19 protein-coding genes are annotated in these 20,891 nt (G+C 68.5%); 9 read left to right on the forward strand and 10 right to left on the reverse strand.

Going from position 1 to position 20,891, the window contains the following annotated elements:
• Nucleotides 1–52: 52 nt before the first annotated feature.
• The 4 genes from glmM to ACVMK0_RS06765 all read right to left on the reverse strand — a co-directional run bounded on the left by glmM (nucleotide 53) and on the right by ACVMK0_RS06765 (nucleotide 5,132).
• Nucleotides 53–1,399 (reverse strand): phosphoglucosamine mutase, encoded by a 1,347-nt coding sequence (gene glmM / locus ACVMK0_RS06750; RefSeq protein WP_476463340.1) that lies wholly within the window; start codon nucleotides 1,397–1,399, stop codon nucleotides 53–55.
• Between the two features lie 31 nt (nucleotides 1,400–1,430).
• Nucleotides 1,431–2,252: a dihydropteroate synthase gene (gene folP / locus ACVMK0_RS06755; RefSeq protein ID WP_476464657.1), complete on the reverse strand. Its 822-nt coding sequence runs from the start codon at nucleotides 2,250–2,252 to the stop codon at nucleotides 1,431–1,433.
• A 128-nt stretch (nucleotides 2,253–2,380) separates the two neighbouring features.
• Nucleotides 2,381–4,297 (reverse strand): ATP-dependent zinc metalloprotease FtsH, encoded by a 1,917-nt coding sequence (ftsH, locus tag ACVMK0_RS06760; RefSeq protein WP_476463341.1) that lies wholly within the window; start codon nucleotides 4,295–4,297, stop codon nucleotides 2,381–2,383.
• 124 nt (nucleotides 4,298–4,421) lie between these two features.
• Nucleotides 4,422–5,132 (reverse strand): RlmE family RNA methyltransferase, encoded by a 711-nt coding sequence (locus ACVMK0_RS06765; protein WP_476463342.1) that lies wholly within the window; start codon nucleotides 5,130–5,132, stop codon nucleotides 4,422–4,424.
• Between the two features lie 17 nt (nucleotides 5,133–5,149).
• Between ACVMK0_RS06765 and ACVMK0_RS06770 the strand changes: the two genes are divergently transcribed.
• Together ACVMK0_RS06770 and ACVMK0_RS06775 are read left to right on the forward strand one after the other, a co-directional pair.
• Nucleotides 5,150–5,638 (forward strand): YhbY family RNA-binding protein, encoded by a 489-nt coding sequence (locus tag ACVMK0_RS06770; RefSeq protein ID WP_476463343.1) that lies wholly within the window; start codon nucleotides 5,150–5,152, stop codon nucleotides 5,636–5,638.
• 67 nt (nucleotides 5,639–5,705) lie between these two features.
• The gene (locus ACVMK0_RS06775) at nucleotides 5,706–7,841 is read left to right on the forward strand and encodes a M3 family metallopeptidase (protein ID WP_476463344.1); all 2,136 of its coding nucleotides are present in this window, start codon (nucleotides 5,706–5,708) and stop codon (nucleotides 7,839–7,841) included.
• Nucleotides 7,842–7,845: 4 nt separating this feature from the next.
• Here the strand turns inward: ACVMK0_RS06775 and rpiA are convergent, their stop codons facing one another.
• Entirely contained in the window at nucleotides 7,846–8,520 is a 675-nt protein-coding gene (gene rpiA / locus ACVMK0_RS06780; RefSeq protein ID WP_476463345.1) for a ribose-5-phosphate isomerase RpiA, read from the reverse strand.
• 189 nt (nucleotides 8,521–8,709) lie between these two features.
• Between rpiA and pyrD the strand changes: the two genes are divergently transcribed.
• A complete protein-coding gene (gene pyrD, locus ACVMK0_RS06785) occupies nucleotides 8,710–9,894 on the forward strand; it encodes a dihydroorotate dehydrogenase (quinone) (RefSeq protein ID WP_045535879.1) in 1,185 nt (394 codons plus the stop codon).
• A 106-nt stretch (nucleotides 9,895–10,000) separates the two neighbouring features.
• Here pyrD and rlmB read toward each other — a convergent pair whose 3' ends face one another.
• Both rlmB and ACVMK0_RS06795 read right to left on the reverse strand, forming a co-directional pair.
• Nucleotides 10,001–10,963 carry a 23S rRNA (guanosine(2251)-2'-O)-methyltransferase RlmB gene (gene rlmB / locus ACVMK0_RS06790; protein ID WP_476463346.1) on the reverse strand — a complete coding sequence of 321 codons (963 nt, stop codon included), beginning with the start codon at nucleotides 10,961–10,963 and terminating at the stop codon, nucleotides 10,001–10,003.
• Between the two features lie 104 nt (nucleotides 10,964–11,067).
• Nucleotides 11,068–11,757, reverse strand: a complete 690-nt coding sequence (locus ACVMK0_RS06795; RefSeq protein ID WP_045537777.1) for an ABC transporter ATP-binding protein — start codon at nucleotides 11,755–11,757, stop codon at nucleotides 11,068–11,070.
• Between ACVMK0_RS06795 and ACVMK0_RS06800 the strand changes: the two genes are divergently transcribed.
• Nucleotides 11,756–12,592: an arylesterase gene (locus ACVMK0_RS06800; RefSeq protein ID WP_476463347.1), complete on the forward strand. Its 837-nt coding sequence runs from the start codon at nucleotides 11,756–11,758 to the stop codon at nucleotides 12,590–12,592. The two genes, ACVMK0_RS06795 and ACVMK0_RS06800, sit on opposite strands and share 2 nt — an antisense overlap.
• A gap of 96 nt (nucleotides 12,593–12,688) precedes the next feature.
• Here the strand turns inward: ACVMK0_RS06800 and ACVMK0_RS06805 are convergent, their stop codons facing one another.
• From ACVMK0_RS06805 to ACVMK0_RS06815, 3 genes are all read right to left on the reverse strand, one after another.
• The gene (locus ACVMK0_RS06805) at nucleotides 12,689–14,014 is read right to left on the reverse strand and encodes a PLP-dependent transferase (RefSeq protein WP_045537781.1); all 1,326 of its coding nucleotides are present in this window, start codon (nucleotides 14,012–14,014) and stop codon (nucleotides 12,689–12,691) included.
• 71 nt (nucleotides 14,015–14,085) lie between these two features.
• Entirely contained in the window at nucleotides 14,086–15,501 is a 1,416-nt protein-coding gene (locus ACVMK0_RS06810; RefSeq protein ID WP_250960200.1) for an adenylosuccinate synthase, read from the reverse strand.
• Nucleotides 15,502–15,547: 46 nt separating this feature from the next.
• On the reverse strand, nucleotides 15,548–16,804 hold the full coding sequence (locus tag ACVMK0_RS06815) for an ATP phosphoribosyltransferase regulatory subunit (protein ID WP_476463348.1): 1,257 nt from the start codon (nucleotides 16,802–16,804) through the stop codon (nucleotides 15,548–15,550).
• 110 nt (nucleotides 16,805–16,914) lie between these two features.
• Between ACVMK0_RS06815 and ACVMK0_RS06820 the strand changes: the two genes are divergently transcribed.
• The 5 genes from ACVMK0_RS06820 (at nucleotide 16,915) to mutL (ending at nucleotide 20,800) form a co-directional block, all read left to right on the forward strand.
• Nucleotides 16,915–17,241: a heavy metal-binding domain-containing protein gene (locus ACVMK0_RS06820; RefSeq protein ID WP_045535883.1), complete on the forward strand. Its 327-nt coding sequence runs from the start codon at nucleotides 16,915–16,917 to the stop codon at nucleotides 17,239–17,241.
• Between the two features lie 77 nt (nucleotides 17,242–17,318).
• Nucleotides 17,319–17,774, forward strand: a complete 456-nt coding sequence (locus ACVMK0_RS06825) for a methyltransferase family protein (protein WP_250960198.1) — start codon at nucleotides 17,319–17,321, stop codon at nucleotides 17,772–17,774.
• A 255-nt stretch (nucleotides 17,775–18,029) separates the two neighbouring features.
• On the forward strand, nucleotides 18,030–18,275 hold the full coding sequence (locus ACVMK0_RS06830; RefSeq protein ID WP_045535885.1) for a type II toxin-antitoxin system ParD family antitoxin: 246 nt from the start codon (nucleotides 18,030–18,032) through the stop codon (nucleotides 18,273–18,275).
• The gene (locus ACVMK0_RS06835; protein WP_250960197.1) at nucleotides 18,268–18,561 is read left to right on the forward strand and encodes a type II toxin-antitoxin system RelE/ParE family toxin; all 294 of its coding nucleotides are present in this window, start codon (nucleotides 18,268–18,270) and stop codon (nucleotides 18,559–18,561) included. The genes ACVMK0_RS06830 and ACVMK0_RS06835 overlap by 8 nt, the downstream gene beginning before the upstream one ends.
• A 22-nt stretch (nucleotides 18,562–18,583) precedes the next feature.
• A complete protein-coding gene (mutL, locus tag ACVMK0_RS06840) occupies nucleotides 18,584–20,800 on the forward strand; it encodes a DNA mismatch repair endonuclease MutL (protein WP_476463349.1) in 2,217 nt (738 codons plus the stop codon).
• Nucleotides 20,801–20,891: the final 91 nt, after the last annotated feature.

Here is a 20,891-nt window from a genome sequence, read left to right on the forward strand (position 1 = left end):
AATGTGACAACTCCGCGTAAACCCGCATGCCCAGGGCCGCGCTCCCCAGCGTTTAGGCGGCGCTGCGCTCGCTCAGGCTGGCCACCAAGCGCTCGGCCCAGCCTTGCGCCAGCGCGGCTTCGCGCGCCTCGACCATCACGCGCAGCAGCGGCTCGGTGCCGCTGGCGCGTATCAGCACCCGCCCCTGCCCCTGCAGCGCCGCTTCGGCCTGCGCCAGCGTGCGCGCTAGGGCGGCATGGGTTTGCCAGTCTTGCCCGGGTTGCAGGCGCACGTTGAGCAGGGTTTGCGGAAACAGCGTCAGGCCCTGCAGCAGTTGCGCCAGCGACTGGCCACTGCGCACGCACACCTGCAACACCTGCAAGGCGGCCACGATGCCATCGCCCGTGGTCTGCTTGTCCAGAATCAGCAAGTGCCCCGAGCCCTCGCCGCCGAGCTGCCAGCGCTGGCGTTGCAGCTCTTCGAGCACGTAGCGGTCGCCCACCGCGGCGCGGCGCAGCGGCACGCCCTTGGCTTGCAAGGCCAGCTCCACCGCCATGTTGGTCATGAGCGTGCCCACCACGCCCGGCACCACCTCGTCGCGCCCAAGGCGGTCGTCGGCCAGCAGATACAGCAGCTCGTCGCCGTTGTAGAGCCGGCCTTGGGCATCGACCAGCAGCAGGCGATCGGCGTCGCCATCGAGGGCGATGCCGAGGTCGGCGCGGTGCTGCGCCACCGCCGCCACCAGCGCCTTCGGGTGCGTGGCCCCGACCTCGTGGTTGATGTTGAAGCCGTCGGGCTGGCAGCCGATCTCGATCACCTCGGCCCCGAGCTCGTGAAAGACCTTGGGCGCGATGTGGTAGGCGGCGCCGTGCGCGGCATCGACGACGATTTTGAGCCCGCGCAGCGTCAGATCGGTGCCAAAGGTGCTCTTGCAAAACTCGATGTAGCGCCCGGCGGCGTCGTTGAGGCGCTGCGTGCGGCCCAGTTGCGCCGAAGCGGCCCAGTGCGGCGGCTGGCTGAGCGCGGCCTCGACCTCGAGCTCCCACTCGTCGCTGAGCTTGCTGCCTTGGGCGCTAAAAAACTTGATGCCGTTGTCGGCAAAGGGGTTGTGGCTGGCCGAAATCACCACGCCGAGGCTGGCGCGCTGCGCCCGCGTGAGGTAGGCCACCGCCGGGGTAGGCAAGGGCCCGAGCAACACCACATCGACCCCGGCCGAGTTGAACCCCGACTCCAGCGCCGACTCGAGCATGTAGCCCGAGATGCGCGTGTCTTTGCCGATCAGCACCTTGGGGTGCGACTGGTTGCGCTTGAGCACGCGCCCCACGGCATGGGCCAGCCGCAACACAAAGTCGGGGGTGATGGGCGGCTGGCCGACCGTGCCGCGAATGCCGTCGGTGCCAAAGTACTGTCTGCTGCTCATGCCGGTGCTGTCCTGCCCTAAAAGATTTGAATTATCGCGCCTGCTCGCGCATGGCCTGCCAGACCTTGATGGCCTGCACCGTGGGCGCCACATCGTGCACGCGCACGATGCGCGCCCCGCGCTCCACCGCCAGCAGCGCCGCCGCCACGCTGGCGGGCACACGCTCGGCCGCTTGAGCGCAGCCCGTGACGGCGCCCAGCGACGATTTGCGCGACCACCCCAGCAGCAGCGGGTAGCCCAGCGCCAGCAGCTCGCTCTGGCGCGCCAGCAGGGCAAAGTTTTGCGCCACCGTTTTGCCAAAGCCGATGCCAGGGTCGAGCACGATGCGCGCGCGCGCCACCCCGCGCGCCTGCAGATCGAGCGCGCGTTGGGCCAGAAAATCGCGCACCTGGGGCAGCACGTCGCCGCTCATGGGCGCGCTTTGCATGGTTTGCGGCTCGAGGTGCATGTGCATCAGGCAGACGCCGCAGGTGGGGTGCTGCGCCAGCACCGCCTCAGCGCTCGGGCCGCTCAGGCCTCCAGCCGGGCCGGGGCTGGCCGTGCGGCGCAGCGCCCAGACGTCGTTGATGATGTCGGCCCCCTCGTCGAGGCAGGCTTGCATGGCTTCGGGTTTGTAGGTGTCGATTGACAGCGGCACCTGCCAGCCGCGCAGCTCGCGCAGCAGCGGCAGCAGGCGCTGCAACTCGGCTTCCAGCGGCAGCGGCGCGGCGCCGGGACGGGTCGATTCGGCCCCGAGGTCGAGCACATCGGCCCCATCGGAGAGCAGGCGCTCGGCGTGGCGCAGGGCGGCGCTGGGGCTTAGGTACAAGCCGCCGTCGGAGAAGGAATCGGGCGTGAGGTTGAGGATGCCCATCACGCGCGGCTGCGCCAAGTCGAGCGCAAAGCGGCTGGTCTGCCAGACGCAGCGAACAGCCGCGGCCACTGTGTCGGAAGCGCCGCCGCTGCCAACGGCGCTTTCTGCTAAGCCCGGGCTGGGCGCGCTCACGCTGCGGTGGGTGCCGCCTCGGGTTTGACCGCTGTCGAGCCGCCACCGCCGCCACCGCCCACGCTGGGGTTGCGCGGCGTCCAGTCTTTTGGCGCACGCGGCGGTTTGCCGGCCATGATGTCGTCGATCTGCTCGCTGTCGATGGTTTCCCACTCCAGCAGCGCCTTGGCCATGGCGTGCATTTTGTCGGCGTTTTCTTCGATCAACTTGCGCGCCAGCGCGTACTGCTCGTCGATGATGCGGCGCACCTCGGTATCGACGCGGCGCATGGTCTCTTCGCTGATGTGGGTGGTCTTGGTGATCGAGCGGCCCAAGAACACTTCACCCTCGTTTTCGGCATAGACCATGGGCCCGAGTTCGTCGCTCATGCCGTAGCGCATCACCATGTCGCGCGCGATGTGGGTGGCGCGCTCGAAGTCGTTGCTGGCCCCGGTGGTCATCTGGTTCATGAACACCTCTTCGGCGATGCGGCCACCGAACAGCATGCTGATCTGGTTCAGCATGTATTGCTTGTCGAAGCTGTAGCGGTCTTTTTCGGGCAGACTCATGGTCACGCCCAAGGCGCGGCCACGCGGGATGATGGTGACCTTGTGCACCGGGTCGCACTTGGGCAGCAGCTTGCCGATCAGGGCGTGGCCAGACTCGTGGTAAGCCGTGTTGCGCCGCTCTTCTTCGGGCATGACCATGCTCTTGCGCTCGGGGCCCATGAGGATTTTGTCCTTGGCCTTCTCGAAATCTTGCATATCGACCAAGCGCGCGTTGCGCCGCGCCGCCATCAGGGCGGCCTCGTTGCACAGGTTGGCCAGATCGGCGCCGCTCATGCCAGGGGTGCCGCGGGCGATGACAGACGCGCTCACGTCGGGGCCCAAGGGCACTTTGCGCATGTGCACGTTCAGGATTTGCTCGCGGCCGCGAATGTCGGGCAGCGTGACATAAACTTGGCGGTCAAAACGACCCGGGCGCAGCAGCGCGGCATCCAAAATATCAGGTCGGTTGGTGGCGGCGATCACGATCACGCCCAAGTTGGTCTCGAAGCCGTCCATCTCGACCAGCATCTGGTTCAGGGTTTGCTCGCGCTCGTCGTTGCCACCGCCCAAGCCGGCACCGCGCTGGCGCCCGACGGCATCGATCTCGTCGATGAAGATGATGCAAGGCGAGTTTTTCTTGGCCTGATCGAACATGTCGCGCACCCGCGCCGCGCCCACGCCGACGAACATCTCGACGAAGTCGGAGCCCGAGATGCTGAAAAACGGCACCTTGGCCTCGCCAGCGATGGACTTGGCCAGCAGCGTCTTGCCGGTGCCCGGCGGCCCGACCAGCAGCAGCCCACGCGGAATGCGCCCGCCCAGTTTTTGGAAGCGCGCCGGGTCTTTGAGGAAATCGACCACTTCCTTGACTTCCTCTTTGGCCTCGTCGCAACCGGCCACGTCGGCAAAGGTGACGGTGTTGGCGCTGTCGTCGAGCATGCGCGCCTTGCTCTTGCCAAAGCTGAAGGCGCCGCCGCGGCCGCCGCCTTGCATCTGGCGCATGAAGTAGATCCAGACGCCGATGAGCAGCAGCATCGGGCCCCAGCTGACCAGAATGGTCATGAGCAGCGAGGCCTCTTGGCGCGGCTGCACGTCGAAGCGCACGTTGTGGGCGATCAGGTCGCCGATCAGGCCCCGGTCGAGGAAGGTGGCTTGGGTGCGCACGCGCTGCCCGTCGGTGGTCACGGCGGTGATCTCGGTGCCGTTCGGACCCTCTTGGATGGTGGCGCTCTGAATGCGGTTGGCACGCACTTTCTCCAAAAAGTCGGAGTAAGGGACGGCGGCAGCCCCGGCCGTGGGCGCCCCCTGGAATTGGTTGAAGACGGTGAACAGCACCATGGCCACCACCATCCACACCGCCACTTTGGCAAACCACTGGTTGTTCAAGGCAAACTCCTGCTTAATTCCGACTCTGACACTGCGCTGCACATGGGCACGATTTTAGGGCTTTCAAGCCCCCGCGCACGGCGCTGCATGAAATCCATCTGCATGACGCGGATAGCACACAACTTTATGCTGTGGTTTTAAGACCAAGCCCGATCAAAAAGGTTTCAGACGATTTGTCGCGCGAGGCCTTGGGTTTGATCACCTTGACCTGCCTGAACGCCGCCCTAAAGGCCTGCACCAGGCCTTCGTAGCCGCTGCCATGAAAGACCTTGGCCACCAGCGCGCCCTCGGGCTTGAGCTGGGCTTGGGCAAAATCCAGCGCCAGCTCGACCAGATGCACGATGCGCGCGGCATCCACGCCCTCGATGCCCGACAGGTTGGGCGCCATGTCCGACAGCACCAGATCGACCACGCGCGGCGCAGCGGCGGCCGCTGGAGCCGCCGCCAGTGCAGCCGCATCCGGCAAACCCAGCGCTTGGAGCAGCTGCGTCAGCAACGGCGCGTCACCAAAATCGCCTTGGATGAACTGCACGCCCTCGATCGGCTCCATGGGCAGCAGGTCGATGCCGATGATGCGGCCCTTGAGCGCGCCCGACGCAGCACCGCTAGGCGCCAAGCGGCGGCGCAGGTATTGACACCAAGCCCCCGGCGCGCACCCCAGATCGACGATGCACTGGCCGGGGCGCACCAGCTGCAGGGTTTGATCGATCTCTTGCAGCTTGAAGGCGGCGCGCGCGCGGTAGCCCTCCTTTAGGGCCAGCTTGACCCAGGGATCGTTGGCGTGTTGATTGAGCCAGGCCTTATTGACCTTCTTGCTTTGTGTTTTGACCTTCATGCGGGGATAATTGTCCCATGCCTCAAATCGAACTCAACCCCGCCGCCCGAAAAATCCACCGCGCCAACGCGCACCACCTCGAACCGGTGGTGCTGATCGGCCACGAAGGCCTGACCCCCGCCGTGACGCAAGCCGTCGAGGCCGCCCTGCAAGCCCACGGCCTGATCAAGGTGCGCGTGTTCAACGACGACCGCAACCAGCGCGACGCCTACCTGCACACGCTGGCGGCCGAGCTCAACGCCGCCCCCATCCAGCACATCGGCAAGCTGCTGGTGCTCTGGCGCCCGCTACCGCCCAAGGAAAAAGCCAGCGCCGCCCCCGACGAAGAGCGCAAACCCGGCCCGCGCGAATACAAGGTGCTCAAATACAGCAAAAAGGGCGGCCAGCGCCCGGAAGTGAAAACCGTGCGCGTGCTGGGCAACCAGCGCCTCACGCCCGGCGGCTTGGTCAAGCGCGCGCGCCCCACAGGGCCGGTGAGCGTGAAAAAAGCCAGCCAGTCGCGCTAATCGGCTTACAGGCAAGCGCTTTCACCCCCCAACCCATTAGACTTCCTCGCCAGAGGTTCGACTGCACATGCCCCACGCTTCGCCCACCGTCCCCAACCCGCTGCTCGACGGCGCCGGCCTGCCGCGCTTCGACGCCATCCGGCCCGAGCACGTGCAACCGGCCATCGAGCAGCTGCTGCAACAGGCCGAGGCAGCACTGGCACAGGTCACGACCCCCGACTTTCCGACCGACTGGCAGCGCATGTCGGCGGTGCTCGACGTGGCCACCGAGCGCTTGGAGCGCGCTTGGAGCGCCGTGAGCCACCTCAACGCCGTGGCCGACACGCCCGAGTTGCGCGCCGCCTACAACGCCATGCTGGCCCCCGTCACCGCCTTTTGGACCGGCCTAGGCTGCGACGAGCGCTTGTACGCGCGCTACAAAGCCCTAGACCCAGCGCGCCTGACGCCCGAACAGGCGCGCGCGCGCACGCTGGCGCTGCGCGGCTTCGTGCTCGGCGGCGCCGAGCTGCAAGGCGCGGCCAAAGAGCGCTTTGCCGCCATCCAAGAGCAACTGGCCGAGCTGCAGCAAAAGTTCAGCGAAAACCTGCTCGACGCCACCGACGCTTGGCACCACCTCGCCGGCGCCGACGAGCTCGACGGCGTGCCGCCCGACGTGCTGGCCGCCACCCGCGCTGCGGCACAGGCCGCCGGCCACGCCGAAGGCCACCTGCTCACGCTCAAGCTGCCCTGCTACCTGCCCTTGATGCAGTTTGCCCGCCACCGCGAGCTGCGCCAGCGCCTCTACCGCGCCTACGCCACCCGCGCCAGCGAGCTCGGCAGCACGCCGCAGCACGACAACAGCGCCCTGATCAGCCAGATCTTGGCGCTGCGCCACGAAGAGGCGCAGCTGCTGGGCTACCCGCACTACGCGGCGGTGTCGCTGGCGCCCAAAATGGCCGACAGCGCCGAACAAGTGAGCGCCTTTTTGCGCCAACTGGCGGCGCGCGCACGCCCTTGGGCGCAACGCGACCTGGCCGACCTGCGCGCCTTTGCCGCCGAACAGCTCGACTTGCCCGACCCCCAAGCCTGGGACTGGACCTACATCGGCGAGCAACTGCGGCTGGCGCGCTACGCCTACAGCGAGCAGGAAGTGAAACCCTACTTCACCGCGCCCAAGGTGCTCGAAGGGCTGTTTGGCCTCATCGAAACCTTGTTTGAAGTCCGCATCCGGCCCGACCACGCCCCCAGCTGGCACCCCGGCGTGCAGTTTTTTTGCATCGAGCGCCCAGCACCAGCGGGCAGCGCCGCCGCGCCCACCCCGATCGCCCACTTTTACCTCGACCCCGGCGCGCGCAACGGCAAACGCGGCGGCGCCTGGATGGACGGCGCCCGCTGCCGCTGGCTGCGCCCCGACGGCGCCGGCCTGCAAACCCCGGTGGCCCATTTGGTGTGCAACTTTGCCGAGGGCCTAGACGGCCGCCCGGCCCTGCTCACGCACGACGACGTGATCACCCTGTTCCACGAGTTCGGCCACGGCCTGCACCACCTGCTGACGCAGGTGCAAGAGCGCGACGTCGCCGGCATCAGCGGTGTGGAGTGGGACGCAGTCGAGCTGCCGAGCCAGTTCATGGAAAACTTCTGCTGGGAGTGGGAGGTGCTGCGCCACCTGAGCGCGCACGTGGACAGCGGCGCCGCGCTGCCGCGCGCGCTCTACGACAAGATGCTGGCCGCGAAAAACTTTCAGAGCGGGCTGCAAACGCTGCGCCAGGTCGAGTTCGCCCTGTTCGACCTGCTGCTGCACAGCGGCGGCGCGCCGCTGGCCGCCGACGGCAGCGCCGACACCATGGCGCTGCTGGCACAGGTGCGCGCCGAAGTGGCGGTGCTCGAGGCGCCGCCGTGGCAGCGCATGCCGCACAGCTTCAGCCACGTGTTTGCCGGTGGCTACGCGGCTGGTTATTACAGCTACAAATGGGCCGAGGTGCTGAGCGCCGACGCCTACGCCGCCTTCGAGGAAGCCGCCGCTCACAATGGCGGCAACGTGCTCGACCCAGCCACCGGCCGCCACCTGCGCCAGACCATCCTCGAAGTGGGTGGCAGCCGCCCGGCGCTGGAGTCGTTCCAAGCCTTCAGGGGCCGCGAGCCGCGCATCGACGCGTTGCTGCGCCATCAGGGCATGGCGGATGCGGACTTGGCTGCGGATGCCTTGGAACCGGCAACCGCTTAAGCGTTCAAAACGTCAGCGTTTTCACGCCCTCGGGCGTGCCCAGCAGGCACACGCTGGCCTTTTGGTGTGCGAACACGCCCACGCAGACCACGCCTGGCCAGTTGTTCACTGCGCTCTCGAAGGCCAGCGGGTCTGGGATGCGCAGCCCGGTCACGTCGAGGATGTGCTGGCCGTTGTCGGTGCGCAGCGCGCTGCCGTCGGCTTGCAGGCGCAGCGTGGCCACACCGCCCAGGGCGGCAAAGCGGCGCACGATCTGCTGCGCCGCCATCGGGATCACCTCGACCGGCAGCGCAAAGCGCCCCAGCACCGGCACGTACTTGCTCTGGTCGGCGATGCAGACAAAGCGCTGGGCCAGCGCGGCCACGATCTTTTCGCGCGTCAGCGCTGCGCCGCCGCCCTTGATCATGCAGCCGCTGGGGTCGATCTCGTCGGCGCCATCGACGTACAGCGCCAACGAATCCACCGCATTGGCGTCGATCACCTCGATGCCGAGCGCGCGCAGGCGCTCCGACGAGGCCTCGGAACTGGAAACCGCGCCGCGGATCTGGCCCCTGAGGCTGGCCAGCGCGTCGATGAACTTGTTCACGGTCGAGCCGGTACCTACGCCCACGTATTCCCCCGGCAACACGTACTGCAAGGCGGCTTGGCCGACGAGGGTTTTGAGTTGGTCTTGGTTCATGGTGCTTGGGTTTGCTCGGTCGCGGGTTGAATGTGCTCGCTTGGAGGGGCGAGTGTGCAAAGGGCTGTCGGAGGGCAAAAAGGATTCGAGCTTGGAGCCTTCGGGGCCGGGCCCAAGCCTGACCGGCATTTGGGACAATAGCGCCGGCCCGACTGCCCCGCACACTTTTACAAAAACCGCATTATCCCCATGTCACTGCTGCCCTACCCGCTCCTGCGTCCCTTTTTGTTCTGCCTCGACGCCGAGAAAGCGCACGACCTCGCGCTGGCGCAGCTCGAGCGCCTGCAACACAGCCCACTGCGCGCCTTGCTCCAGCAGCCGCGCGTGGCCGACCCGATCACGCTGGCCGGGCTGCGCTTTCCCAACCGCGTCGGCTTGGCCGCTGGGCTGGACAAAAACGCGCGCTGCATCGACGCTTGGGGGGCGCTGGGCTTTGGCTTGGTCGAAGTCGGCACCGTGACGCCGCTGGCGCAAGCCGGCAACCCCAAACCGCGCATCTTTCGCCTGCCCCAGAGCCAAGCATTGATCAACCGGCTCGGCTTCAACAACGACGGGCTGGCGGCCTTCGTGGCCAACGTGCGCCGCAGCCACCTGCGCGCCCAGCGCTCCAGCGGCGCCGCTGGCGCTTCTGGCGGCCCCGCCACTTCTGGCACATCCGCTACTTCTGCAATTTCTACTGCATCCGCCATATCCGGCTCACCAGACTCGCCGGGTATAAATGGCGCGAATGGCGCCGCGCCTGCCTTGGTGCTGGGGCTCAACATCGGCAAAAACGCCGCGACACCGATCGAGCGCGCCAGCGACGACTACCTCACCGCGCTGGAGGCCGTTTACCCCCATGCCGACTACGTGGCGGTGAACATCTCCAGCCCCAACACGCAAAACCTGCGCGCCCTGCAAAGCGACGCCGCGCTGGAACAACTGCTGGCCGCCTTGGCCCAGCGCCGTGCCGAACTCAGCGCGGCCAGCGGCGTGCGCCGGCCGCTGTTCATCAAGATCGCGCCCGACCTAGAGGCCGAGCAGATCGAGGCCATCGCCGCCGCCCTGCTGCGCCACGGCATGGACGGCGTCATCGCCACCAACACCACCCTGAGCCGCAGCGCCGTGCAGGGCCAAGCGCACGCCGACGAGGCCGGCGGCCTCTCGGGTGCGCCGCTGCTGCACGCCAGCAACGCCGTCGTGCGCGCGCTGCGCCAGCGCTTGGGGCCGCACTTTCCGATCATCGGCGTGGGTGGCATCTTGAGCGGCGCCGACGCGATCAGCAAAATCGAAGCCGGCGCCGACCTGGTGCAGCTCTACAGCGGCCTGATCTACCGCGGGCCGGCGCTGGTGCTCGAGGTGGCGCAGGCGCTGCAGCGCAGCCGCCGGCCTTGAGCGCACTCACCCAGAGCGGCGCAGCGTTTGGGTCGTCGGCGCAAGGCCTAGCGCAGGCTGGGCTCGGCTAAGGCTGGCCCCAAAAGCTCGCCCCATTGAAAATAGTTTAACCGCGCTGGCGCAACGCCTCGTAGAGGCAGATCGCGCTGGCCACCGAGACGTTGAGGCTCTCGACCGCGCCGTGCATGGGGATGCGCACCAGCGCGTCGCAGCTCTTGCTCGTGAGCTGGCGCATGCCCTGCCCCTCGGCGCCCAGAACCAAGGCCAACGGGCCGCGCAGATCGGTCTGATAGAGCGTTTTGCTGGCCTGATCGCTGGCACCCACCACCCAGATGTTGCGCTCTTTGAGCTCGCCCAAGGTGCGGGCGAGGTTGGTGACCATGAAATAGGGCACGGTGTCGGCGGCGCCGCTGGCCACCTTGGCTACGGTGGCGTTGATGCCGGCGGCGTGGTCTTTGGGCGCGATCACGGCGTGCACCCCGGCCCCGTCGGCCACGCGCAGGCAGGCCCCGAGGTTGTGCGGGTCGGTCACGCCGTCGAGCACCAGCAGCAGCGGCTGTGTAGAGGCGCTGCTGCCTTCGGGGGCTGGGCTTGGGTGTGGCGGCGTAGTTGGGGCTGGATCGGCTAGGTCTGAACCGCCACCAGCAAGTGCGGCAGACAGACTGCTTGAGCTGCTTGAGCTGCTTGAGCTGCTTGAGATGCTTGGGTTGCTCAGGCTGCTTGGGTTGACCGCGCTTCCCGCGCTTCCCGCGCTTCCCGCGCTTCCCGCGATTCCCGCGCTACCCGCCGCCTCTAGGCGCTCGAGCAGCTCGTCGAGCGAGCGCGCGCTGGGCACCGCCAGCACCCGTGCCGCCACCCCTTGGTGGCCGTGGCTGCCCGCCAGTTTGGCGATGCGCAAAGAATCGGCCTCGATCAGGCGCACATGGGCCTCGCGCGCACGCTCCAAAAAGGCCTTCATTCGCGCATCGCGGCGCGTGGGGTCGTATAAAACCTCGATCACCGAGGCCGGAGCGATTTTCAGGCGCACCCCGACGGCATGGAAGCCGAACAGCACTTTGTTTGCAGACATAGGGGGCCGATTATCCGCCAGCCCTGCGGCGCCAGATGTCGCACTGGCTGTCGCACTGACAAACCCAAACGAGGGGGCCAACCAAGCCAGCCCGAGCCAGCCGCTCAAGCCGGTGCGTCAGCGACCTCGAGCGCCCGCCCGGCCTCAACCGTGATCAGGCGCTGGCAGCGTTGCGCGATGGCGCGGTCGTGCGTCACCAGCACCAGCGTGGTGCCGTGCTCGCGGTTGAGCTCAAACATCAGCTCCATCACGCGCTCGCCGGTGGCAAAGTCGAGGCTACCGGTGGGCTCGTCGGCCAACAGCACCGCCGGCCGCACCACAAAGGCGCGCGCCAGCGCCACGCGCTGCTGCTCGCCACCCGAGAGCAGCTTGGGGTAGTGGCCCAAGCGCTGACCCAAGCCCACGCGCTGCATCATGTGCGTGGCCGCCGCGCGCGCGTCGCGGCGCCCGGCCAATTCGAGCGGCAGCATGACGTTTTCCAGCGCCGTGAGGTTGGCGAGCAACTGAAAGCTCTGGAACACAAACCCCACCTTGAGTGCGCGCAAGGCGGCACGCTGGTCTTCGTCGAGGGCAAACAGATCCTGCCCATCGAGCACCACCGTGCCGCTGCTGGGAGTATCCAAGCCAGCGATTAAAGCCAGCAAAGTGCTTTTGCCCGAACCCGATGCGCCCACAATGGCCACACTCTGGCCGCGCAACAGCTCGAACTCGATGTCGCGCAAAATCTCCAACTCGCCTGCGGCATCCGCCACCGACTTGCGCAGCTTGCGCACCGCTATCACCACCTCTGCCATGAAACCGCCTTTTGCTTTGGGAACCACACGCCGCCACTTTAACGCTTGTGCTGCCGCCACCGCGCTGCTGGGGCTTTGCGCGGCCACCGGCATGGCCCGCGCCAGCCCAGCAAACCCAGCCACCCCGGCCACGCCAGCCGCTCCAGCGACCCCGCCCAGCCCGGCAAGGCCGGCCACCCCTGCCACCCCTGCCACCCCTGCCACCCCTGCCACCCCAGCCACCCCTGCCACCCCAGCCGCCCCAGCAAGGCCCGCCAGCCCTAGCGGCAACCGGCGCGTGCTGATATTGGGCGACTCGCTCAGCGCCGAATACGGCCTGCGCCGGGGCACCGGCTGGGTGGCGCTGCTGCAACAGCGGCTCGAGCGCCAGGGGCCAGCCGGGGTGCAGGTGTTCAACGCCAGCATCAGCGGCGAGACCACCGCCGGGGGGCGTGCCCGCCTGCCGGCGCTGCTGCGAGCGCATCAGCCAGCCCTAGTTGTGATCGCCCTAGGCGCCAACGACGCCCTGCGCGGCCTGCCCATGGCGCAAACCCGCGCCAACCTGCGCGCCATGGCCAGCGCCAGCCGTGCGGTGCGGGCGCGCGTGCTGCTGCTGGGCATGGACATGCCGCCCAATTTTGGCGCCCGCTTCCGGCAGGAGTTTCGTCAGATCTATGCCGATGTGGCGCGGGCCGAGCAGGCGGCGCTCATGCCCTTCATGCTCGCCGGCGTGGCCGATGCCGCCGATCCGCTGGCGCTGTTCCAGAGCGACGGCATCCACCCCAACGAGGCCGCGCAGCCGATCATCCTCGAGCAGGTCTGGCCGCACTTGCGCCCGCTGCTGGCGCGGGGCTGAGCGGCGCGCGAGCAAAGGCTGGTGGGCTGCGCAAGGCTATTGCGGCCCTTGATGCCGCCAGCCCAAACGCCCAAAACTGGCAAGGACGCTCTGCGCTCACCAGTCCAGCGCCGCCAGCGCCTGCGCCAAGTCGGCCTGCAAGTCGGCCACGTCTTCGAGCCCAATGGCTAGGCGCACCAAGCGCGGGCCGTGTGCGGGTGGCTGCGGCCCGGCCGGGCTGGGCCGCGGCGGCCAAGTGCGGCTGCGCATGGCGGGCAGGTCGTAGGGCACGCACAGGCTGACGGGGCCGCCCCAGCTGTAGCCGATGCGAAACAGGCGCAGCCGGTCGCAAAAGGCGTCGATCTGCTCGGGCCGAATGTGCGGCTGCCAGAGCAGGCTGAGCAAACAGGCGGCGCCGTGCGCGTCGCGCTGCCAGTGCGCGTGGCCGGGCGATCCGGGCAGCGCCGGGTGCAGCACCTGCGCCACGCCGCGCTGGCCCTGCAACCAGTGCGCCAGCGTGCGCGTGGTGGCGTCCTGCGCCCGATAGCGCAGGTGCAGGGTGTGCAAGCCGCGCAGCACCAGTTCGGCGTCGTTGGCGCCCACCCCCAGCCCGAGGCGCATGTGGGTGTGCAGCAGCTGGCGGTGCAGCGCCGCCGCGCGCGTGACCACCGAGCCCATGAGCACGTCGGCGCCGCCGCTGGGGTATTTGGTCAGGGCCTGCAGCACCACATCGACGCCAAAGTCGAAGCCGCAAAAGGCGATGCCCGCGCCCCAAGTGTGGTCGAGCGCGCTCAGGATCGGGCGCGGTGGGGCGGCGGCGAGGCTGTGCTGGGTGGCTGCTGTGGCTTGATCGCCGCCCCGCCCACCGGCCAGCCCACTGCTCCCCCCGCAGCCCTGCCCGCTACCCTGCCCAGCGCGCGCAGCGTTCGCGGCTTGCAGCACCTGCATCAGCGCCGGCAGGTCGGGGTATTCGAGCGTGACCGATCCCGGCACCTCGAGCCAGACCAGGCGCGTGGCCGGGCCGATCTGCGCCGCCAGATCGGCCGGCTGCATCGGGTCATAGACGCGGTGGCTGATGCCATAGGCGCGCAATTCGGCCAGAGCCAGCTCTTTGCTGGGGCCGTAGGCGTTGTCGGGCAGCAGCACCTCGTCACCGGCTTGCAAGAAGGCCAAATTGACCAGCGCCAGCGCCGACAGCCCGCTGGGGCACAGCAGGCAGTGCGCGCCGCCCTCGAGGCTGGCGAGGCGCTCCTCGAGCGTGAAGGTGGTGGGGGTGCCGTGCAGGCCGTAGGTGTAGCCCGATTTGTCTTTCCACTGACGCGCGCGCAACGCCGCCACGTTGGGGAAAAACACCGTCGAGGCCTTAAACACGCCCGGTGGCAGGGCATCAAAGCCCGCCGGCGGCTGGTAGGGGTGGTGGATGAGCGCGGTCGCTGCTTGCAAACCAACGCCGCTTTGGGGCAGCTCCTCAGCCGGATCTTCCACTCGCACCTGCTCCACAATCTGCCCTGGTTTCACGCCACCGCGCCGTGGTAGGGGTGGTGCAGCAAGATGGTGTGGTCGCGGTCGGGGCTGGTTGACACCACGTGGATCGGCACCCCGGTCACGGTCTCGATGCGGTTGAGGTAGTGCTGGGCGTTGGGCGGCAGGTCTTCGTAGCGCGTGACGCCGGCCGAGGGCTGGCTCCAGCCGGGCAGGGTTTCGTAGATCGGCTCGCAGCGCGCGATCTCGTCGGCGCCCAGCGGCAGCAGGTCGATCAGTTCGCCGTCGAGCCGATAGCCCACGCACAGCTGCAGCTCGCTCAGGCCGTCGAGCACATCGAGCTTGGTGATGCACAGGCCGCTGAGGCCGTTGACCTGGGCCGAGCGCTTGAGCAGCGCCGCGTCGAACCAGCCGCAGCGGCGCGCGCGCCCGGTGGTGGTGCCCTTTTCGGCGCCCACGGTGGCCATGTGCCAGCCCGGGGTGCCGGGGGTTTCCCAGTCGAGTTCGGTCGGGAACGGGCCACCGCCGACGCGGGTGCAATAGGCCTTGGTGATGCCCAGCACGTAGTGCAACAGCCCCGGCCCGACGCCAGCGCCCGCCGCAGCGGTGCCGGCCACGCAGTTGCTGGAAGTCACGAACGGATAGGTGCCGTGATCGACGTCGAGCAAGGTGCCTTGGGCGCCTTCGAACAGCAGGTTCACGCCGCGCCGGTGCGCCTCGTTGAGCTCGCGCGACACGTCGGCCACCATGGGCGCCAGCAGCGCCGCGTGTTGTTGCGCTTGGGCCAGCACCGGCTCAAACTGCATCTGCCCGCCCTGCATGAAGGCGGCCAGCGACTGGCCTTGCAACCAAGCATAGGCCGACCAATCGACCTCAGCGCTGCCCAGCACCGCCAGTTGCTGGTTGTAGTAGGCCAACAGCTCGCGCAGCTTGGCGGCAAAGCGCTCGGGGTGGCGCAGGTCTTGCACGCGCAGCGCACGCCGCCCCACTTTGTCTTCGTAGGCCGGGCCGATGCCGCGCCCGGTGGTGCCGATCTTGGCCGTGCCGGCGCGCTCTTTGGCCAGCTCGCGCGCCACGTCGAGCGCGGCGTGAAAGGGCAGAATCAGCGGGCAGATCTCGCTCACGCGCAGGCGCGAGCGCACCTCGACCCCGGCGCGCTCGAGGCCCACGATTTCTTCGAGCAGCTTGCCCGCCGACAGCACCACGCCGTTGCCCACGTAGCAGACCACGCCGGCGCGCATGATGCCGCTGGGAATCAGGTGCAGCGCCGTTTTCACGCCGTTGATCACCAGCGTGTGGCCGGCGTTGTGCCCGCCCTGAAAGCGCACCACGCCGCGCGCGGTTTCGGTGAGCCAGTCAACCAGTTTGCCCTTGCCTTCGTCGCCCCACTGGGTGCCGACGACGACCACGTTGCGGCCGGGACGGGCCTGAAAGGGGGATGCGCTCATAGGGTTTGGTTCCAAGCCTGGCAGGTGGAGGTGGAGGTGGACGGGTTCATGGAGAGGGAGGCAGCGCTTGCAGCACCCAAGCCCCATCATGGGGCACGAGGGCGCGATCGCACTCGAATTCTTCGACTTCGTGCTCGTGGCCGGGCAATGCGCACAGCACCACCTCGCCTTGGGCACGCAAGTCCGCGATGGCGCGGCGCAGCGCGGCGTCGTGGCCCCAAGGGGCGCAAATGGCTTTTTGCGGCGCCGGGCGCGGCAGCACCGCAACCAGCTCTTTCAAATCGAGGCTGAAGCCCGCCGCCGGGCGGCAGCGGCCAAACACGGCCCCCACCTCGTCGTAGCGGCCGCCGCGCACCAGTTCCTGCGGCACCTGCCCGGGGTGGGCGGCAGCAAAAATCGAGAAACGCAAACCGGTGTAGTAGGCATAGCCGCGCAGGTCGGCTAGGTCGAAGCCGATTTCGATGTCAATGGCGGCCTTGGTTGCTGCACTGTCCGGTGCCCGAGCACCGCCAGAGGCATGGCTCCCGTCTAGTGACGTGGCCAGCGCCTGCTGCACCGACTGCGCCAAGCGGCGCAAATCGGCTAGCGCGCGCTGCAGCGCCGCCGACGGCGGGAGCACGCGCTCGGCCTGCTCCAGCACGCTGGCGTCGCCATGCAGCTCGGTCAGGGCCAACAAGGCGCGCAGCGTGGCAGCGGGCAGAGCGGCCCCGGCCTCGCGCAGTGTGGCCACGTCTTTGGCCGCCAGCGCGGCGTGCAGGCGCAGCACCAGCGCAGCGGGCAGTTGCAGCCCATCGAGCAGGGCATCGACGATGCGCACGTCGCCGCAGTCGAGCACCATGCGCCGCATGCCCGCGGCCCGCAAGCAGGCCAGCGCCAACTCGATCACCTCGAGGTCGGCCTCGGGCCCGGCGTGCCCGTAGAGCTCAGCGCCAAACTGCAAGGGCTCGCGACTGGCCAGCGGCCGCTCGGAACGCGTGTGCAGCACCGGGCCGCAGTAGCACAGCCGCGTCAGGCCGCTGCGGTTGAGCAGGTGCGCGTCGATGCGCGCCACCTGCGCCGTGGTGTCGGCGCGCAGGCCCAGCGTGCGCCCCGAGAGCTGATCGACCAGCTTGAAGGTCTGCAAATCGAGCGCCTCGCCGGTGCCGGTGAGCAGCGAGTCGAGGTGTTCGAGCAGCGGCGGCATCACCAGCTCGTAGCCGTGCGCGCGCGCCGCATCGAGCAGGGCGCGCCGCAGCTCTTCGATGTGCCGGGCCTCGGAGGGCAAAACGTCGGCGATGTGATCCGGCAGCAGCCAAGCGGACATGGGTGGAATTCGGACAGTCAAAGATCGGAATTTTACCGGCAAGGCGGGTTTGCACCTACCGGGCCATAATGTCGTGGTCCCAGACTGGGCGCACCCCAAGGAGCATTTGCATGATCGTCACCACCACCCCCAACATCGAAGGCCAGCGCATCACCCGCTACTGCGGCGTGGTCACGGGCGAAGCGATCTTGGGCGCCAATGTGTTCAAAGACCTGTTTGCCGGCATCCGCGATTTGGTGGGTGGCCGCTCCGCCACCTACGAGCGCGAGCTGCAAAAAGCCCGCGACATCGCCTTGGCCGAGCTGCAACAGCGCGCCCGCGAGCTGGGGGCCAACGCCGTGGTGGGCGTCGATCTGGACTACGAGGTCATGGGCCAAGGCAACGGCATGCTCATGGTGTCGGCCAGCGGCACGGCCGTCGTGACTGCGGCGGCTTGAGAGGCTGAGAGGCCAAGCCCGCCGCCCATCCAGCCCAACAACGCCTAGGGCGTGCTGCGCAGCAGCCCTTTGACGCCATGCACTGGCTCGAACTCAAGCTCCCGCCCCCGGCGCTGGTGCTGCTGCTGGCGCTGCTGATGTGGCTCGCGCCCATGTGGGTGGCGCCGCTGCCTTGGGCTTGGCGCATCGCTCTGGCCGCGGCCCTGCTCGGCTTGGGTCTGGCCATCGGCCTGGTGGCCGTGGTTGCCTGCTGGCGCGCCCGCACCACCATCCACCCCAGCCACCCCATGCGCACCACGGCACTGGTCACCGGGGGCGTGTTTCGCTTCTCGCGCAACCCGATGTACCTGTGCCAACTGCTGTGCCTGCTGGCGTGGGCGGCCTACCTGTCGAACCCGCTGGCCTTGGCTTTGGCACCGCTGTTCGTGCTGTATCTGAACCGCTTTCAGATCGCACCCGAGGAGCGCGCTCTGGCGGCGCTGTTTGGCGCGCGCTACGCGGCCTATAAGAGTACAGTCAGGCGCTGGCTGTAAGCCAAGCCACCGCCCAACCCGGCCCGGCTCTTGGTTTCGGCGCGGCCAGCCAGACCGGCAACTGTCGCAACGAGCAGCGCGCCGGCGCCTAGGCAACGGCGGTGCTGGCGCTGGAAGGGCGCATCGTGCGCGAGCAACAGCTAAGTGCACACGGCGCAGGAGTGCAAAGTTGTGCACAGCAGCGTGCAATTGCTAAAAACTTGCACTTGATCAGCCCTCTGGCGCAGCTTACACTCGACCCTTAGAGGCACCACCATGAGCACTGTGCGCAAAACCATCACCCTGACCGATCAGCAAGACAACTGGGTCAAAGCCCAGATCGACGCTGGGCACTACTCCAACGACAGCGATTGCATCCGCGACCTGATCCGGCGCGAGCAGGAGCGCAGCGCCGAGATCGAAGCGCTGCGTGCCGCCCTAGACGAGGGCGAGGCCAGCGGCGAACCACGCCCCTTCAACCTGGCCGCGTTCAAACACAGAATGCTGGCCGCCCATGGCTGAGTACCGCCTGACCCCAGCGGCAGAGCGTGACCTGGAATCGATCTGGACTTATACGGCGCGACAATGGGGAATCGAGCAGGCGCATCGCTACATTGAGCGCATGACGGCAGCTTTTGCCGAACTGGCTGAATCACCCAAAAAAGCGCCAAGTTGCGCGCACATCCGGCCAGACCATCGCCGCTGGCTCGTTGAGCGGCACGTGATCTACTTGCGTGTGACCGATTACGGCATCGCCGTCGTTCGGGTGCTGCACGACCGCATGGACGCACCGCGCCACTTCAATTAAGCCCGCCCCTACAATCCCCGGCGTGAGCACCGCCCCCTTCGACAGCCCCGCCGCCGCAGCGCCCGCTGCCAGCGCCCGCACCCAGCCGCAGCGGCCGATCCGCGAGTTGCCCGACGCGCTCATCAGCCAGATCGCCGCCGGTGAGGTGATCGAGCGCCCGGCTTCGGTGCTGCGCGAGCTGATCGACAACGCGCTCGACGCCGGGGCGCGCCAGCTCACGCTGCGGCTGCAAGCCGGTGGCGTGCGCCTGATCGTGGTCGAGGACGACGGCAGCGGCATCGCGCGCGACGAGCTCGCGCTGGCGCTCAAGCGCCACGCCACCAGCAAGGTGCGCGATCTGGCTGAGCTCGAAACCGTGGCCACCATGGGTTTCAGGGGCGAGGCGCTGGCCGCCATCGACTCGATCGCCGAACTCAGCCTGTGCTCGCGCAGCGCCGAGGCCCCCGAGGCCCACGGCTGGCTGCTGCACGGGCGCACGGGCGAATTGCAGCCGGCGGCGCGCAGCGTGGGCACCACGGTCGAGGTGCGCGAGCTGTTTTACGCCACCCCGGCGCGGCGCAAGTTCCTCAAGAGCGACGCCACCGAACTCGCGCACTGCGTCGAGGCGGTGCGCCGCCACGCGCTGGCCCGGCCCGACGTCGGCTTTGCCATCTGGCACGAGGGCAAGCTGATCGAGCAGTGGCGCGCCCACCATGCCCAGCAACCCGGTGCCACCCAACCCGGCGCCCTCGAGCCTAGCGGCTACCAACCCGGCACCATCGAGCCCAGCACCACCCAGCCCAGCGCCACCCAGCCCAGCGCCCCCCTGCCCAGCGCCCCCCTGCCCAGCGCCACCCAGCCCAGCGCCCCCCTGCCCGGCAGCACCGAGGCACTGGCGCCGCGCATGGCGGCCGTGCTGGGCGAGGATTTTTTGGCGCACAGCCTGCCCTTTGACTGGCGCGGCGGCGGCTTGCGCGTCTGGGGCCGCGCCGGGCTGGCGCAGGTGGCACGCGCGCGCGCCGACCAGCAGTACAGCTACGTCAACGGCCGTTTCGTGCGCGACAAGGTGATCGGCCATGCCGTGCGCAGCGCCTACGAGGACGTGCTGCACGGCCAGCGCCAGCCGGTGTATGTGCTGCTGCTGGAGCTGGACCCGGCGCGGGTCGATGTGAACGTGCACCCGAGCAAGATCGAGGTGCGCTTTCGCGACGGCCGCGCCGTGCACCAGGCGGTGCGCCAGGCGCTGGAGCAGGTGCTGGCGGCCCCGCGCGCGCCGCAACTGGCCCCAACCCCTGCGGCGCACGCCAGCGCCCCGTTGCACCCCGCCGCGCCACCCGCCCTGGCGACGGCGGCGCAAACCGGGCTGGGGCTGGCCTCGTGGCCCAGCGCCAGCAATTGGCCCAGCGCCAGCAATTGGCCCAACGCCCAAGCGTGGCCCGAGCGCGCGGCAACAAGCGGCCTAGCTGGGCGGCAGGTGAGCGATGTCGCGGCGCTGTGGCCGCGCCCAGCCGCGTCCGCTCTGGCACCCGCCGCCGCACCGGCCTACGGGTCGTGGCCGCAGAGCGCAGCCCAAGGCAGCACCGAGGCAACACAAGCCACGCAAGGAGCAGGAGCAGGAGCAACAACCCCCGATCTAGGCCAGCCGCAACCCGAGCCCGCCCCCGACACCGACTGGCCCCTAGGCCACGCGCTGGCCCAGTTGCACGGGGTGTACATCCTCGCGCAAAACCGCCACGGGTTGGTGCTGGTGGACATGCACGCCGCGCACGAGCGCATCGTCTATGAAGGCCTGAAGCGCCAGTGGAACGCCGCCGCCGCCACCTTGCCCAGCCAGCCGCTGCTGATTCCGGCCACCTTTGCCGCCACCGCGCTGGAGCTGGCCACGGCCGAGGTGCAGCAAGAGGCGCTGCAACGGCTCGGGCTGCAGATCGAGCCTCTGTCGCGCCTGACGCTGGCGGTGCGCGCCGTGCCCGCTGCCTTGGCACTAGGCGACGCTGTGGCGCTGGCGCGCGGCGTGCTGGCCGAACTCGAGCAACACGGCGGCACCCAACTGCTGCAACGCGCCCGCGACGATCTGCTCGCCACCCTGGCCTGCCACGGCGCCGTGCGCGCCAACCGGCGCCTGAGCCTGCCCGAGATGAACGCCCTGCTGCGCCAGATGGAAGCCACCGAGCGCAGCGACCAGTGCAACCACGGCCGCCCGACCTGGCGCCAGCTAAGCCTCAAAGAACTCGACGCCCTGTTTTTGCGCGGGCGCTAGGGGTTGCGCACCATTCTCAAGCAGTCTAGGGCGGTATCTAGGCCGAATTGGGCTGCTCGCACCACCATGGGGCAAATTGAGGCCAAATTAG

The sequence above is a fragment of the Serpentinimonas sp. SSL01 genome, assembly GCF_056323735.1.

Excerpts from the sequence above, each read along its gene's own strand:
- glmM (WP_476463340.1), bottom strand. The coding sequence starts at position 1,399 with ATGAGCAGCAGACAGTACTTTGGCACCGACGGCATTCGCGGCACGGTC.
- folP (WP_476464657.1), bottom strand. The coding sequence starts at position 2,252 with ATGGGCATCCTCAACCTCACGCCCGATTCCTTCTCCGACGGCGGCTTG.
- ACVMK0_RS06765 (WP_476463342.1), bottom strand. The coding sequence starts at position 5,132 with ATGAAGGTCAAAACACAAAGCAAGAAGGTCAATAAGGCCTGGCTCAAT.
- ACVMK0_RS06770 (WP_476463343.1), top strand. The coding sequence starts at position 5,150 with ATGCCTCAAATCGAACTCAACCCCGCCGCCCGAAAAATCCACCGCGCC.
- ACVMK0_RS06775 (WP_476463344.1), top strand. The coding sequence starts at position 5,706 with ATGCCCCACGCTTCGCCCACCGTCCCCAACCCGCTGCTCGACGGCGCC.
- rpiA (WP_476463345.1), bottom strand. The coding sequence starts at position 8,520 with ATGAACCAAGACCAACTCAAAACCCTCGTCGGCCAAGCCGCCTTGCAG.
- pyrD (WP_045535879.1), top strand. The coding sequence starts at position 8,710 with ATGTCACTGCTGCCCTACCCGCTCCTGCGTCCCTTTTTGTTCTGCCTC.
- rlmB (WP_476463346.1), bottom strand. The coding sequence starts at position 10,963 with ATGTCTGCAAACAAAGTGCTGTTCGGCTTCCATGCCGTCGGGGTGCGC.
- ACVMK0_RS06800 (WP_476463347.1), top strand. The coding sequence starts at position 11,756 with ATGAAACCGCCTTTTGCTTTGGGAACCACACGCCGCCACTTTAACGCT.
- ACVMK0_RS06795 (WP_045537777.1), bottom strand. The coding sequence starts at position 11,757 with ATGGCAGAGGTGGTGATAGCGGTGCGCAAGCTGCGCAAGTCGGTGGCG.
- ACVMK0_RS06810 (WP_250960200.1), bottom strand. The coding sequence starts at position 15,501 with ATGAGCGCATCCCCCTTTCAGGCCCGTCCCGGCCGCAACGTGGTCGTC.
- ACVMK0_RS06815 (WP_476463348.1), bottom strand. The coding sequence starts at position 16,804 with ATGTCCGCTTGGCTGCTGCCGGATCACATCGCCGACGTTTTGCCCTCC.
- ACVMK0_RS06820 (WP_045535883.1), top strand. The coding sequence starts at position 16,915 with ATGATCGTCACCACCACCCCCAACATCGAAGGCCAGCGCATCACCCGC.
- ACVMK0_RS06825 (WP_250960198.1), top strand. The coding sequence starts at position 17,319 with ATGCACTGGCTCGAACTCAAGCTCCCGCCCCCGGCGCTGGTGCTGCTG.
- ACVMK0_RS06830 (WP_045535885.1), top strand. The coding sequence starts at position 18,030 with ATGAGCACTGTGCGCAAAACCATCACCCTGACCGATCAGCAAGACAAC.
- ACVMK0_RS06835 (WP_250960197.1), top strand. The coding sequence starts at position 18,268 with ATGGCTGAGTACCGCCTGACCCCAGCGGCAGAGCGTGACCTGGAATCG.